Source organism: Streptomyces sp. 2323.1 (assembly GCF_900221035.1).
Taxonomy (GTDB): Bacteria; Actinomycetota; Actinomycetes; order Streptomycetales; family Streptomycetaceae; genus Streptomyces; species Streptomyces sioyaensis.
The window spans coordinates 6,510,625-6,525,115 of sequence record NZ_LT907981.1 but is presented as its reverse complement, the minus strand read 5'-3'; the positions used below and the strand labels follow the sequence as shown (position 1 = coordinate 6,525,115).

General features: G+C 72.8%; 11 protein-coding genes. 3 read left to right on the top strand and 8 right to left on the bottom strand.

All coding sequences use genetic code 11. The features are described from left to right. The first annotated feature begins 50 nt into the window (after window positions 1–50). Both CPH93_RS28105 and CPH93_RS28100 read left to right on the top strand, forming a co-directional pair. Window positions 51–1,097 (top strand): hypothetical protein, encoded by a 1,047-nt coding sequence (locus tag CPH93_RS28105; protein ID WP_371126760.1) that lies wholly within the window; start codon window positions 51–53, stop codon window positions 1,095–1,097. Between the two features lie 74 nt (window positions 1,098–1,171). Beyond that, complete coding sequence (locus CPH93_RS28100) at window positions 1,172–1,843, top strand: FadR/GntR family transcriptional regulator (RefSeq protein ID WP_096215624.1); 672 nt, start codon at window positions 1,172–1,174, stop codon at window positions 1,841–1,843. Between the two features lie 91 nt (window positions 1,844–1,934). Here CPH93_RS28100 and CPH93_RS28095 read toward each other — a convergent pair whose 3' ends face one another. The 7 genes from CPH93_RS28095 to CPH93_RS28065 form a co-directional block, all read right to left on the bottom strand. Beyond that, window positions 1,935–2,768, bottom strand: a complete 834-nt coding sequence (locus CPH93_RS28095; RefSeq protein ID WP_096214439.1) for an amidohydrolase family protein — start codon at window positions 2,766–2,768, stop codon at window positions 1,935–1,937. After that, entirely contained in the window at window positions 2,768–3,793 is a 1,026-nt protein-coding gene (locus CPH93_RS28090; protein WP_096214438.1) for an aldo/keto reductase, read from the bottom strand. Before CPH93_RS28090 ends, CPH93_RS28095 begins: the two co-directional genes overlap by 1 nt. Window positions 3,794–3,801: 8 nt before the next feature. Beyond that, window positions 3,802–4,836 carry an ABC transporter permease gene (locus CPH93_RS28085; protein WP_096214437.1) on the bottom strand — a complete coding sequence of 345 codons (1,035 nt, stop codon included), beginning with the start codon at window positions 4,834–4,836 and terminating at the stop codon, window positions 3,802–3,804. Next, on the bottom strand, window positions 4,833–6,470 hold the full coding sequence (locus tag CPH93_RS28080; RefSeq protein WP_096214436.1) for a sugar ABC transporter ATP-binding protein: 1,638 nt from the start codon (window positions 6,468–6,470) through the stop codon (window positions 4,833–4,835). The genes CPH93_RS28085 and CPH93_RS28080 overlap by 4 nt, the downstream gene beginning before the upstream one ends. Further along, entirely contained in the window at window positions 6,470–7,501 is a 1,032-nt protein-coding gene (locus CPH93_RS28075; RefSeq protein WP_096214435.1) for a sugar ABC transporter substrate-binding protein, read from the bottom strand. The genes CPH93_RS28080 and CPH93_RS28075 overlap by 1 nt, the downstream gene beginning before the upstream one ends. A gap of 279 nt (window positions 7,502–7,780) precedes the next feature. Continuing rightward, complete coding sequence (locus CPH93_RS28070) at window positions 7,781–8,578, bottom strand: SDR family NAD(P)-dependent oxidoreductase (protein ID WP_096214434.1); 798 nt, start codon at window positions 8,576–8,578, stop codon at window positions 7,781–7,783. Further along, window positions 8,575–9,918, bottom strand: a complete 1,344-nt coding sequence (locus CPH93_RS28065) for an enolase C-terminal domain-like protein (protein ID WP_096215623.1) — start codon at window positions 9,916–9,918, stop codon at window positions 8,575–8,577. Before CPH93_RS28065 ends, CPH93_RS28070 begins: the two co-directional genes overlap by 4 nt. 261 nt (window positions 9,919–10,179) lie before the next feature. On the opposite strand from CPH93_RS28065, the gene CPH93_RS28060 reads away from it, so the two are divergent. Then, entirely contained in the window at window positions 10,180–11,307 is a 1,128-nt protein-coding gene (locus tag CPH93_RS28060; RefSeq protein WP_096214433.1) for a PAC2 family protein, read from the top strand. A gap of 77 nt (window positions 11,308–11,384) precedes the next feature. On the opposite strand, the gene CPH93_RS28055 is transcribed toward CPH93_RS28060, so the two are convergent. Next, the gene (locus CPH93_RS28055) at window positions 11,385–14,441 is read right to left on the bottom strand and encodes an NPCBM/NEW2 domain-containing protein (protein WP_096214432.1); all 3,057 of its coding nucleotides are present in this window, start codon (window positions 14,439–14,441) and stop codon (window positions 11,385–11,387) included. Window positions 14,442–14,491 lie beyond the last annotated feature (50 nt).

Sequence of the window (14,491 nt, the reverse complement as noted above, 5' to 3'; positions counted from 1 at the left end):
ACTGTCAGTGGCGGCTGCCATGATGTGCACCGGGACGCATCTACGGGGGGATGACGATGGCTCGGCGACGATGGCGGCGGGTGGGGAAGTGGACGGCCTGGGCGGCGGCCCTGCTGATCGTGCTGCCGGCGGTGCTGGCCGGCACGGCGCTGCGCGCGCAGTACGCGGGCGCCGCCGCGCCGCAGACGACGACCCGCGGGAGGGATGCGCTCTGGCTCGGCCACGCCTGGGTGGACGGTCGGCGGGGCGCCTCGGATGTGGCGGCGCTGCGACGGCGTCTCACGGGCAGCGGCATCCGTGATCTGTATGTGCACGCCGGGCCGTTGGAGCACGACGGCACCCTGCCGCCGGCCCGCCGCGCCTACCCGCGGGCGAAGTGGCTGATCGCCGCGGTGCACCGCGCGCTGCCGTCGGTGCGGGTCCATGCCTGGCTGGGCGACCGGCTGGTGTACGAGGCGGGTGAGCACGGCGGGCTGCGGCTGGCGGACGCCTCGGCCCGGCGCGCGATCGTGGCGAGCGCCCGTCAGGTGCTGGCGGACGGCTTCGCCGGCGTCCATCTGGATCTGGAGCCGCTGCACTCCGACAACGCCGACTATCTGCGGCTGCTGGACCGGCTGGGGCCCGCGGTCCGGGACCGCGGCGGGGTGCTGTCCGTCGCCGTGCACCAGATCGATCCGCTGCCCGGACTGCACACGGTCAGCGGGGCGGTGACCGGCCACCGCAAGTGGATATCCCAGCGGTTCTTCGGTCAGGTGGCGCGGCGGGTCGACCAGATCGCGCTGATGTCGTACGACACCGGGCTGCCGGCCGAGAGCCTGTACGGCGGTTATGTGGCCCAGCAGACCCGGCTGGCGCTGGCGGCGGCGGGGCCGCACACCGATCTGCTGATGGGGCTGCCGTTCTTCCACACCGAGGAGTTCGGCCATCACGGCTCGGCGGAGACGGTGCGGGCCGCGGTGCGGGGCATACGTCTCGGGCTGACCCGTGCGGACCCGGGCCGTCGCCGGTTCGGGATGGCGCTGTACGTCGATTTCGCCGCCACGGAGGAGGACTGGGCCGCCTATCGGAGCGGCTGGGGTGGGCATCACAGGTCATAATGGGCTCAGACATCGGATGTCTGTGCCAGGCGTCCGGCGGCGAGATCCGGACGGGTCCGGGCGGGGAGGTCGGCATGGCGGTCACCGACGAGGCGATCGAGAAGATCAAGGGCATGATCGTCTCCGGCGCGCTGCGGCCGGGCGACCGGCTGCCGAAGGAGAGCGAGCTGGCGGCCGAGCTCGGCCTGTCCCGCAACTCCCTGCGGGAGGCGGTGCGCGCGCTCTCCCTCATCCGCATCCTGGACGTGCGCCAGGGCGACGGCACCTATGTCACCAGCCTCGATCCCACCCTCCTGCTGGAGGCGATGAGTTTCGTGGTGGACTTCCACCGCGACGACACCGTGCTGGAGTTCCTCGCCGTCCGCCGGATCCTGGAGCCGGCCGCCACGGCCATGGCGGCCGGCCGGATCCCGGTGGAGGAACTGGACGCCCTGGAGGCCCAGTTGAACGCGCTCGGGCCGGCCCCCTCGGTCGAGGATCTGGTCGCCTGCGATCTGGAGTTCCACCGCGGCATCGTGGCGGCCTCCGGCAACTCCGTGCTGTGCTCCCTGCTGGAGGGGCTGTCCGGGCCGACCACCCGGGCCAGGGTCTGGCGCGGGCTGACGCAGAAGGACGCGGTGACCCGCACCCTCACCGAGCACCGGGCGATCCTCGGCGCCCTGCGCGACCGGGACGCGGAGGCGGCGCGGGCCTGGGCGACGGTGCACATCGCCAGCGTGGAGCAGTGGTTGCGCGCGTCGCTGTGAGCCCCGCGCCGCCCGCCGCACCGCCTGCCATCGTGCCCCGCCCCGGGCCCGGCCGTACTCCCCCCGCGCGGTGAGCACGGCCGTACGGGCCCTACGGCACCGCGACCCCGTACACCCGCGCGGCCGTCCCCCCGAAGACGGCCGCCCGCTCCGCCCCGGCGAGCTGGCTCGTGGCCGACTCCGCGAGGGCGACGACGTCCTCATAACCGGCGGCCAGCGTGCACACCGGCCAGTCGGACCCGAACATCACCCGGCCGGGGCCGAAGGCGTCCAGCACATGCCGGGCGTAGGGCAGGATCTGCTGCGGCCGCCAGGCCTCCCAGTCGGCCTCGGTGACCAGCCCGGACAGCTTGCAGCTGACGTTCGGCAGCGCGGCCAGCGCAGTGATCGCGGCCGCCCACGGCTGCCAGTCGCCCTGCGCCACGGCCGGTTTGGCGGCGTGGTCCAGGACGAAGGCCAGCTGCGGCAGGGCGCGGACGGCGGCCTGCGCGGCAGGCAGTTCGCGCGGGGTGACCAGCAGGTCGTAGACCAGTCCGGCGTCGGCCAGCGCACCCAGGCCGCGCAGGACGTCGGGGCGGGTGAGCCAGTCGGGGTCCGGTTCGTCCTGTACCTGGTGCCGGATGCCGACCAGCCCCGCGGGCAGCGCCGCCAGCACCTCGGCGAGCGCCGGGTCGCGGAGATCGGCCCAGCCGACGACGCCGGCGAGGGGCCCCTCCCCCGCCGCGAGGGCGAGCAGTTCGGCGGTCTCCTCGTACGAGGACGACGACTGGACCAGGAGCGTGCCGTCGATGCCGTGCCCGGTCAGATGCGGGGTGAGGTCGGCGAGCGTGTAGGTGCGGCGGATCGGGTCGGCCCATGGCCCGTCCATCCACGGCTGCGCGCGCCGGTTCAGGTCCCACAGGTGGTGATGGGCGTCGATACGCATCAGGGGTGCGCTCCGGGTCGGGCTCGGTCGTTCAGGGGCAGCGGCAGATCGGGGTCGAGCAGGCCGCGGGCGACGAGCGTATGCCACAGCTCGTCCGGGATATGACGGGTGAACAGCCTGGCGTTCTCGGCCATTTCACCGGGGGTGGCCGCGCCGACAACCGCCGAGGCGACGGCGGGGTGGCCGAAGGGGAAGCGTAGTGCCGCCGCTTTGAGTGGCACGTCGAACTCTTGGCAGACAGCGGCGAGTTGCTGTGCCCGGGCGAGTAATCCTGCGGGAGCAGGAGCGTAGTTGTAGGGCGCGCCGGGTGACGGGTCGGCCAGCAGGCCGGAGTTGTAGACACCGCCGACGACGACCGAGGTGCCGCGGCGCAGGCACACCGGCAGCAGATCGTCGAAGGCGGTGCGCTCCAGCAGGGTCCAGCGGCCGGCGCAGAGCACCACATCGGCATCGAGGTCGGCGACCAGCCGGGCCAGCACACCGCTGTGGTTCATCCCGAAGCCGATGGCCCGCACCATCCGCTGGGCGCGCAGCTCGGCGAGGGCCGGGAAGCCGGTCTCGTACACCTCCCGCAGGTGATCCTCGACATCGTGCAGGTAGACGACGTCGACGGCGTCCACCCCGAGCCGCTCCAGGGACGCCTCCAGCGTGGCGCGGATGCCGTCGCGGGAGTGGTCCCGTACGCGGGCGCGTGCGGGGGCGTCGACGAAGCCCTCACCGGACGCCTCCTCCCCCGGCAGCAGCGGCCGCAGCCGGCGGCCGACCTTGGTGGACAGGGTGTAGGTGGCGCGGTCGTGGCCGCGCAGCGCCCGGCCGAGCCGCTCTTCGGACAGGCCGGCGCCGTAGTGCGGTGCGGTGTCGAAGTAGCCGGCGCCGGCGGCGAACGCGGCACGGACGACCTCGTGCGCCTGCCGTTCCGGGAGGGCGCGGTAGAGATTGCCGAGCGGTGCGCAGCCCAGCCCCAGGGGGGGAACGATGACGCCGGTTCGCCCCAACTCCCGTGCCCCGAAAGGATGATGATCCATAACGCTGCTCAGTCCTGCTTCTCGCCGCTGGTGAAGCGGGAGATGACCAGGGCGATGATGATGATCAGGCCGTTGAGGAACTGCGTCCACAGCGGCGGCACCCCGGCCAGCGTCATCACATTGATCACGAGCTGGAGGGTGAGGACACCGGTGAGCGCGCCGAAGAGCGTGCCCCGGCCACCCTTCAGGCCGATGCCACCGATCACCGCGGCGGCGAAGACCTGGAAGATCCAGCCGTTGCCCTGGCTCGCGGAGACCGCGCCGTAGTGGCCGGTGTAGAGAATCCCCGCAAAGGCGGCGAGCACCCCGCCGAGCGTCAGCACGGTCCAGGTGAGGCGGTCCACCCGGATGCCGGCCGCGCGGGCCGCCTCCGGGTTGCCGCCGACCGCGTACAGCGCCCGCCCGTGCCGGAGAAAGCCCAGGGCGGCGCCGCCGAGGGCGAAGAGGACCAGGCAGATCCATACCGCGGCCGGGACGCCCAGCCAGTCGGCCTTGCCCAGATAGGCGAACGAGTCGGGGACGTCGCCGATGGACTGGCCCTCGGAGATGCCCACTTGCAGTCCGCGCAGCATGGTCAGCATGCCGAGGGTGGCGATGAAGCCGTTGACCCGCAGGGTGAGGATCAGGAAGCCGTTGGTGGCACCGACGGCCGCGCCCACGGCCAGACAGAGCGGGACCGCCGTCCAGGCGGGGAGGAGCCCCAGCCCCTCGAAGCGGGCGCCGTGTGCGGGCATCACCAGCCACAGGGCGAGCACCGGCGCCAGGCCGATGGTCGACTCCAGCGACAGATCCATCCGCCCGCTGATCAGGATGAGCGCCTCACCGAGCACCAGCAGGCCCAGCTCCGTGGACTGCTGGACGACGCCGATGAGGTTGTCGCCGGTGAGGAACGCGGGCGAGACGATGAAGCCGATGACGCCCAGTACGAAGATCACCGGCACCAGGGAGAGGTCCCGCCAGCGGCCCGGACCGATCCGGGGCCGGCGGCGCGGTGCGGCGGTGCCGGGGCGTCGGGTGGCCGGCGGCGAGGCGGTCTCGGTCATGGCGCGGTCCCTTCCGTTCCGTCGGGGGCGGGGTGGTCCGGTGCGGCGGGCCGCCCGGTGTCCGGAGGGCCGCCAGGGGCTGGAGGGCCGCCAGGGCCGCCGGTGTCCGGAGGCCCGTCCGAACCGCCGGTGCCCGTCATGCCTTCCATGGCGGCGACCAGTTCGTGGTCGTGCCAGCCGGCGGCGAACTCGGCGGTCACCCGGCCGTGGAAGACCGCCAGCACCCGGTCGCAGATCCGCAGATCGTCCAGCTCGTCGGAGACGATCACGGCGCCGCTCCCCCGGTCGGCGACCTCCCGTACGACGCCCAGCAGCGCCTCCTTGGACCGGACGTCGACGCCGTTGGTGGGCCGGATTGCCACCAGCACCGCGGGATCGCGGGCCAGCGCACGGGCGACCACCACCTTCTGCTGGTTGCCGCCGGAGAGTCCGGACACCGGCTGGCCGGGCCCGGTCGCCTTGATGTCCAGTGCGGCGATCATCCGCCGGGCGAACTCGCGGGTCCGGGACGGCAGGACGGTGCCCAGCGGCCCGAGCCGGCCGGCCACGGTCAGGGTGGCGTTCTCGGCGACGCTGCGACCCGGCACGAGTCCCTCGCGGTGCCGGTCCTCGGGGACGTAGCCGATGCCCGCGTCGAGGGCGTGCGGCACGCTGCCGGTGCGGACCGGCCGCCCGCGCACCGTGATCCGGCCGGCGTCCGGGGCGCGCAGCCCGGCCACGGTGCGCCCGATCGCGGTGCCGCCGCCGGCCGCGGCGCCCGCGAGCCCCACCACCTCGCCTCCGCGTACGGTCAGATCGAGCGGCGCGAAGTGCCCGTCGACGGCCAGCCCTTCGGTCCGCAGCACCGCCTCCCCCGCCGTCCGCGCGCCCGCCCGCGGCTGCCGCGCGGCCCCCGCCTCCTCCCCCGTCATCGCCGCCACCAGCGCGTCCTCGGCCAGTCCGGGAACCGGCGCGGTCAGGACGTGCCGGGCGTCCCGGAAGACGGTGACGGTGTCGCACAGCTCGTGGACCTCCTGCAGATGGTGCGAGATGAACAGGAAGGCCACCCCCTGGTCGCGCAGCGTCCGCAGCTTGCCGAAGAGCCGGGCGATGCCGCGGGCGTCCAGCCGCGCGGTGGGCTCGTCGAGGACGATCAGCCGGGCGCCGCACGACAGGGCCCGGGCGATCTCCACGAACTGCCGCTGCTCGACGCCGAGATCCTTGATCCGGGCGGCCGGGTCGGCCTCGACGCCGTACTCGGCGAGCAGGGCGCGGGCCCGCTCCCGCAGCGCCCGCCAGCGGATGGTACGGCCGCCCGGGAAGCGGCCCAGGAAGAGGTTCTCCGCAACCGTCAGCTCCGGCACCGTCATCGACTTCTGGTGGACGCAGGCGACCTTGCGCTGCCAGGCGGCGGTGTCGCCCCAGGCGGGTGCGGGCGCACCGTCGAAGGTGACGCGGCCGGCGTCCGGGCGTGCCATCCCGGTCAGCACGGACACCAGCGTCGACTTGCCGGCGCCGTTGCGGCCGACGAGGGCGTGCGCCTCGCCGGGCCGTACGGTCAGCCGGGCGCCGTCGAGGGCGACGGTGGGGCCGTAGCGTTTGACGATTCCCTCGGCGTGCACGGCCGCCGGCCGCTCGCCGGTCTCCGCGCCCATTACTGCTTCTTCTCCAGCTGATTGGCCCACAGCGTCGGGTCGTTGACGTTGCCCTTGGTGACCAGGGGTGCGGGCAGCTGGTCCTCCAGACCGTTCTTGATCTTCACGATGGTCGAGTGGTGGTCGGTGGGCCCCGGCCTGAACGTCTTCCCGGCCAGGGCGGATTTGGCGTAGTACAGCGCGTACTTGGCGTAGAGGTCGGCGGGCTGGGAGAGGGTGGCGTCGATCTTTCCGGTGCGGATCGCGTCCAGCTCGTCCGGTATGCCGTCGTTGGAGATGATGGTGAGGTGCCCGTGGGAGCCGGCCGGCTTGAGGAGTTTCTTCTGCTCCAGGAGGGCGAGCGTGGGCTGGAGGAAGGCGCCGCCGGCCTGCATGTAGAGGCCGTCGAGGTCGGGGTGCTGGGCGAGCAGGCTCTGCAGCTTGCCGGAGGCGACGTCGCCCTTCCAGTCGGTGGCCAGCTCATGCACGGTGATCCTGGGGAACTTCCGCCGCATGCAGGACGCGAACGCCTCGGACCGGTCCCGGCCGTTGACCGAGCTGAGGTCCCCCTGGAGTTCGGCGACCCGGCCCCTGCCGCCCAGGCGCCGGCCGAGGTATTCGCAGGACTTCTCGCCGTAGGCCCGGTTGTCGGCGCGGACGACCATGTAGACGCTGCCCTCGTCGGGACGGGTGTCGACGCTCACCACCGGGATCTTCTTCTCCGCCAGGCGCCGCAGCTCGGCGGTGATGGCGCCGGTGTCCTGCGGGGCCATCACGATCGCCTTCGCCCCCTGGCCGGTCAGAGCCTGTACGTCGGCGACGACCTTGGCGATGTCGTTCTGCGAGTTGGACAGCGGCAGTGCGGCCGGGCCGCCGTGGTCCAGGTCCTTTTCGAGGTACTGCTGGTAGGAATTCCAGAAGTCGGTGTCCGTACGGGGCACATCGATGCCGATCCTGCCGCCCGCGGTGTCGCCGCCGCGGTTGCAGCCGGCGAGCAGGGCGGTGGCGAGCACCGCGGCACAGGCGGCCGCGCCGGTGGTACGCAGTCTCATGGGGGGTCCTTCGGTCGTGGTGTGCTGCTCCCCCCACCCCCGAACCCACCCCCCGCCCCCTCCCCCGAAGGGGGAGGAGGGGGAGGGGGCGGGGGAAGCCCTGCGGGGTCGAAGCGGAGGAGGCGGTTCAGGTAGCGGACGCGGCGGTTGAGGTGACGAGGCGGTTGAGGTAGCGGACGAAGCAGTTCAGGCGACGAGGCCGTACGGGTGGCGGCCGAGGCGGTACAGGCCACAAGCCGGTTCAGCCAGCGAACGAAGCAGTCCAGGCATCAAGCCAGTTCAGGTATCAGCCCGCAGCCGCACCCCCTGCATCCCCCCGTCCACGGCAAGTGCCGTCCCCGTGATGCCGGAGGCCCCCGGGGACGCCAACGAGGCGATGGCGGCGGCCACTTCGCCCGCGGTGACCATCCGGCCCATCGGCTGGCGGGCGTGCAGGGCGGCGCGTTCGGCGGCCGGGTCGTCGGCCGCGTCCAGCAGCCGGTCGATCCACGGGGTGTCGGCGGTGCCGGGATTGACGCAGTTGACGCGGATGCCCTCGCGGAGGTGGTCGGCGGCCATGGCGAGGGTCAGGGAGAGGACCGCGCCCTTGCCGGCGGCGTACAGGGCGCGCTGCGGCAGCCCGGCGGTGGCGGCGATGGAGCAGGTGTGGGTGATGGACACCCGGCCCGGGGCCCCGGCGGCGGTGCGGCGCAGCGTCGGGAGCGCGGCGCGGGCGCAGCGCACCAGGCCCAGCACGTTCACGTCCAGGACCCGGTGCCACTCCGCGTCGTCGTTGTCCTCGACGGTGCCGACGGCGCCGATGCCGGCGTTGCCGACGAGGGTGTGCAGGGCGCCGAGTTCGGCCACCGCCCCGGCGACGGCGGCCCGTACCGCGTCGTCGTCGGTGACATCGGCCCGTACCGGGATCGTCCCGGCGGGCGCCCCGGAGGGGTCCCGGTCCAGGACGGCGACCCGGGCGCCGCGGTCCCGCAGGAGCGCGGCGGTGGCCGCTCCGATGCCGGAGGCGCCGCCGGTGACGAGGGCGGCCATGCCCGTGAAGTCGGCCGGCGGCAGGCCGGTGTGCGGTGCGGCACTCATGCGGTGACCTCCTGTGCGTCGGGCCGGTCCGGCTGCGTACGGCGGGCGCGCCAGACGGGCCCGTCGGGAAAGCGGTGGGCGGTGAGCGAGGCGGGTTTCATCCGGGCCGAGAACCCGGGCGCGGCCGGGGCGCGGTAGCGGCCGCCCTCGATGACGACCGGGTCGGTGAAGTGGTCGTGCAGATGGTCGACGTACTCGATCACCCGGTCCTCCCGACTACCGGACACCGCCACGTAGTCGAACATCGCCAGATGCTGCACCAGCTCGCACAGCCCCACCCCGCCCGCGTGCGGGCAGACCGGTACGCCGTACTTCGCGGCCAGGAGCAGGATCGCGAGGTTCTCGTTGACCCCGGCCACCCGCGCCGCGTCGATCTGTACGAAGTCCACGGCGCCGGCCTGCAACAGCTGCTTGAAGACCACCCGGTTGGCGATGTGCTCCCCGGTGGCGACCTTCACGGGCTGGCCGGCGCGCACCGCGGCGTGCCCCAGGACGTCGTCCGGGCTGGTCGGTTCCTCGATCCAGTAGGGGGCATACGGCGCCAGCGCGGTCATCCAGCGGACCGCCTCGCCCACGTCCCAGCGCTGGTTGGCGTCGACCGCGATCCGTACGCCGGGGCCGACCGCCTCCCGCGCGAGCCGCAGCCGCCGCCGGTCGTCGTCGAGGTTCGCGCCCACCTTCAGCTTGATCTGGCCGAAGCCGGCGCCCACCGCTTCGCGTGCCAGCCGCACCAGCGTGTGGTCGTCGTAGCCGAGCCAGCCGGGCGAGGTGGTGTAGGCGGGGTAGCCCTCGGCCTTGAGGCGGGCGGTGCGCTCGGCGCGGCCCGGTGCAGCGGCGCGCAGCAGGGCGAGGGCCTCGCCGGGGGTCAGCGCGTCGGAGAGGTAGCGGAAGTCGACGAGCGAGACGAGTTCCTCGGGCGTCAGGGTGGCCAGGAACTCCCACACCGGCAGGCCGGCCCGGCGGGCGGCCAGGTCCCAGGCGGCGTTGACCACCGCGCCGGCCGCCATCTGCATCACGCCCTTTTCGGGGCCGAGCCAGCGCAGCTGCGAGTCGTGGGTGAGGTCGTGGTGGAGTGCGGCGAGATCGGCGGCGGTGGCGGGCGCGGGGCGGCCGGCGAGGTGCGGTGCGAGCGACCGGATCGCGGCGGCCATGACCTCGTTGCCGCGTCCTATGGTGAAGCAGAGGCCGTGCCCCTGCGGGCCGCTCGTGGTGTGGAGCACGACGTAGGCGGCGGAGTAGTCGGGGTCCGGGTTCATGGCGTCCGAGCCGTCGAGCCGGTCCGAGGTGGGGAAGCGGATGTCGTGGCATTCGAGCGCGGTGAGGGTATCGGAACCGGCCATGCGCATGCCCCCTGAGATGTTGGGGAAGAACATCGGACCTTTCCGGGTCATCCGATGTATAGCCCTTCGCGCAAGACGACGTCCAGACCCCGTACGGAAGTTGGGCCAATGGAACCCCCGACAGGTCGGATGAATCACTACCCCTTGCTGGAAAGGGGCTGCATACCGGCACCACAGAAGCCGTAGTCTTGGGATCGCACGCAAAGGAACTGCTGCCGGCGGCCGCCCCAGGCGGCCGGACCGGTCGGAAGGAGGCGCTGGGTGATCGAGCTCGAGGGGGTGCCCGAGCTGATCGACCCGGTCATGGTGGCCGCGTTCGAAGGCTGGAACGACGCCGGCGACGCCGCCTCCGCCGCGGTCGCGCATCTGGACCGGGAATGGAAGGGCGAGGTCTTCGCCGCGCTCGACGCCGAGGACTATTACGACTTCCAGGTGAACCGTCCCACCGTCTTCCTGGACGGCGGCGTACGCAAGATCACGTGGCCCACGACCCGGCTCTCCGTCGTCCGCATCGGCGATGCGAACGGCAAGGGGCGGGCGCGGGATCTCGTCCTGGTCCGCGGCATCGAGCCGAGCATGCGCTGGCGCTCGTTCTGTAACGAAATCCTCGGTTTTGCCCATGAGTTGGGTGTGGAGATGCTGGTGGTGCTGGGCTCGCTGCTCGGCGACACCCCGCACACCCGCCCGGTCCCGGTCAGCGGCGTCACCTCCGACGCGGAACTCGCGCGCCGGATGGATCTGGAGGAGTCCCGCTACGAGGGCCCAACGGGCATCGTCGGCATCCTCCAGGAGGCGTGCACCCATGCCGGCGTCCCCGCGGTGAGCCTGTGGGCCGCGGTACCGCACTACGTGTCGCAGCCGCCCAACCCGAAGGCCAGCCTCGCCCTGCTCAACCGCCTGGAGGACCTCCTCGACGTCCGTATCCCGCTCGGCGAGCTGAGCGAGGACGCCCGCGCCTGGCAGCTGGGCGTGGACCAGCTCGCCGCCGAGGACAGCGAGGTCGCCGAGTACGTCCAGTCCCTGGAGGAGGCGCGGGACACCGCGGATCTGCCGGAGGCGTCCGGCGAGGCCATCGCCCGCGAGTTCGAGCGCTATCTGCGCCGCCGTGACCCGCAGTCCGGTCCCGGAGTGGCGACCGAGGGCGGGCTCGCCGACGGCCGCGACGGCTCCTTCCACCGCGACTCCACCAGCGGCCGCACCCGCCCGCCCCGTCCGGTGCCCAAGGAGCCCCGCGAGCCCCGGCCCGGCGACGACCCGGGCACCGGCCCCACGGACCCGGGCCACGACAAGGGCGCCATGGACTCCGCGGACGAGGCGGATACATCCGGCGGTACGGACTCCGCCGACTCCGCGAAGCCGGAGGACGGCCCGGAGGACAGCGGGAGCTGACCTGCGACACCAGGGCGCCGGACCGGCCGTCTCGCCGGTCCGGCGCCCTGCGTGCGCTCCCCGGATGGGGGCCGCGCTCACCCCGCGCAGTGGAAGCGCGCCCCCGCCCAGTCGCCGTGATCGCCGGACTTCTTGCCGTCCGTATCGGTCACCTTGAGCCGGACGTGCCGGGCGCCGCCGAGCGGTACGTCCATGGGCACCGGCGCCGACTTCCCGGTCAGCTTCGGTGAGGTCCACAGCACCTTGCCGTCCGCCTCCACCGAGAACGCGACCTCGCCGTAGTCGCCGATCTCGTCGTCGATCCCCACGTCCGCGGTGACGGACGTACAGCGCCCGCCGGTGAAGAACTCCAGGTCCGAGTCGGCGTGCGCCCCGATGCCCTTGGCGTAGGTCTTCCCGGCGAGGGTGAGCGGATGGCCGTCCGCCGCCCCCGACTCTCCGTTGCTGCGGTCGCGTTCGGCCGGCCCGTATCCGTTGGCGGCGGTCAGCCACTCCAGATCGCTCGCCCAGGTGTCCCCGGCGGGCGCCGGCGGCACGGCCCGTACCTCGAACCGGTGCACCGCCGTCCGCCAGGCACCGGCCGCGCGGTAGCGGACGGTCGCGGTGACGGGGACCGGGTCCGCGCTGACGGCGTCCCGGGGCGCGGTGAGCGTCAGCGTCTCGTTCTCGCTGGCGCCGGCCGCGATCCGCCGGTGGTGCACCGGCGCCGAGGCGGTCCAGCCCCTGGGTGCGGACAGCGCCACCGAGACGTCCTGGGCGTCCCGGGTGCCGGCGGTGACGGCGGTCCGTACGGGCGTCGGTGCGCCCTTGGTCACCTCCTGGCCGCCGGGGGTGGCAACGACGGCCGGCGCGCCCGGTGTCCGGCCGCCGACGGCGCTCGCGCCCTTGAGCGTCAGGGCGAAGGCGCGGCCGGTGGTGCGGGAGGCGGTCTTGATCTGTACGACGCCCGCGCGGTCCGCGGGGTCGTAGCGCCACCCCTCGTCCGCCGCCTGGAACGCCCGCGCGGACGGCAGCCGCTTCAGCGGCCGCCCGGCCAGCTCGACGGCGCGCGGGGCGTCGCCGGTGTGCACGGTGAAGCGGTAGGGCCGGGACGTCTGCTTGCCGTGGAACTCGCCCCGCAGGGCGCCGACGTCGATCCGGACGTCGCCGCCGCCGGAGCGCGGCGCCGCCACCCGCACCCGCTGGGTGGCACTGCCGCCCCGCCGGTGCGCGCGGGTGACGCCGTCGTCCTCGTAGAGCGTGAACGAGGAACGGCCCTGCGGATAGACGTCCCAGGCGAGCGGCGAGTGTGCGGTGCGGTCCTGATACGACCTGATGCCCGGCCACATGGGGACGGCGGCCCCGGCCTTGACGAACAGCGGCAGGGTGTCCAGCGGAGCGCTATAGCCGTTGACGGTCGTCGGCCCCTGGTAGGTACGCCCGGACCAGTAGTCGACCCAGGTGCCCTTCGGCAGATAGATGCCGTCGCGGGTGTCGCTGTCCCGGTAGACGGGCGCGACGAGGAAATCCTGCCCGGAGAGGAATTCGTACTTCGCGGCGTCGGTGCCGGCTTTCGGGTCACCGGGATATTCGAGCGCCAGCGGACGCACCGGACCGACGCCGGTGCGGGTCGCCTCCGCCGCGTACGAGTACATGTAAGGCAGCAGCGACTCCTTCAGCTTCAGGTATTTCCGGTTGATGGAGGTGTAGGGCTCGCCCTGGCGATAGGGCTGTTTGTCGCTGGCGGCCCAGCCGTCCATCGTCATCATCGCCGGGAGGAAGGATTTCCACTGCAGATCGCGGACGTACGTTTTGGGGCTGCCGCCGAAAATGCCGTCCACATCGCCGGTCGTATAGGCGAGTCCGGACATGGTGGCGCCGGCATAGGTCGGTATCTGCCAGCGGATGTAGTCCCAGCTGCCGCTCTGGTCACCGGACCACTGGACGCCGCAGCGCTGGGCCCCCGACCAGCTCTCCGGGGCCCAGGTGAAGCCCCGCGCCGCACTGTTCTCCTCGATGCCCCGGTAGGCGTCCTTGCAGCCGTCCAGGGCGAATTTGTAGCCGTCGCCGACCCAGGCGACATCGAGTTTCGCGATCCGCTGGCCCGCTTTCACCTGGTCGGCGAGTTTGGCGATACCGTCCTCGGTCCACAGCCCGAGCTTCATCTTCCGTTCGCCGAGGCCCTGTGAGGTCTCGGCGAGATGCTCATAGCCGCAGCCGTAGCCGTCGTTGACCAGCATCCAGCCGTTGGGCAGATCGTTCTTCGTATATCCATCGGCGACTTTCAGCGCGTCGAGGGTGTGCCGCTCGCCCCGGTTCGCATTGTGCAGATAGCAGTCCGAATCGCCGATCTCCAGCCCGTACAGCGGGGGCAGAAAGGGCTTTCCGGTCAGTGCGGTGTACTGGCCGATGACGTCCTTGGCGCTCGGCCCGGCGAAGTAATAGGCGTCGAAGCGCCGTTCCTGTGCGCTGGTCGTCACCGGGTCCTGGAAGGCGTAGGTGTTGGGCGCGTAGGTGTTGCGGAAGACGCCGTAGCCGGCGGAGGAAAGGTAGAAGGGGACCGAGTTGGGGTGTCCGCCGTCGTCCCAGTGGTAGTCCACCCCGACCTCGGTGGTGTGGTCGCGGTGGGAGGTGTTGCCGCGGCCGTTCTGCATGCCGGCGCCGTAGAACTGCTCGCCGGCGCCGCGCGCGAGGGTCTGGGTGGTGGTCTTGTCGTCCCAGCTCAGCCCCTTGGTCTCGGACCACACCAGCGAGCCGTCGGCCCGCCGCAGCTCGAAGCGCAGCGGCGACTTGAAGGCCTTCAGGGTGACCTGGGAGGTGCTGAGTTCATAGGCGTCGCCGGCGTCCCGCCAGTGGGTGGCGGGCGGCGCGCCCTGGGGCAGCACGATGTCCTTGCCGGTGGGGTCGGAGAAGGTGCCGTCCGGGGCGAGTTCGAGCCGGAAGGTGCGGGCGGTGACGAAGCTGATGCGGGCCTCGGCCCGGCCGGCGTGCAGATGGTAGACGGGCCCGTCCGCCGCGAAGCCGGTGAGGTCGCCGACGGTCTGTGCGGGCGCCCGGCCGTCGGCCCGTACGCTGCCGGCCGGCCCCACGACCGTCATCGCGAGCCCGAGCAGCGCGGCAACGACCGCCGCCCGCAGTCCTGTTGGTGTTCTCATGACCGCAAGCTCTAGCCCGCCCGCGGGGCGCGCCACCATGGACTCTTGCG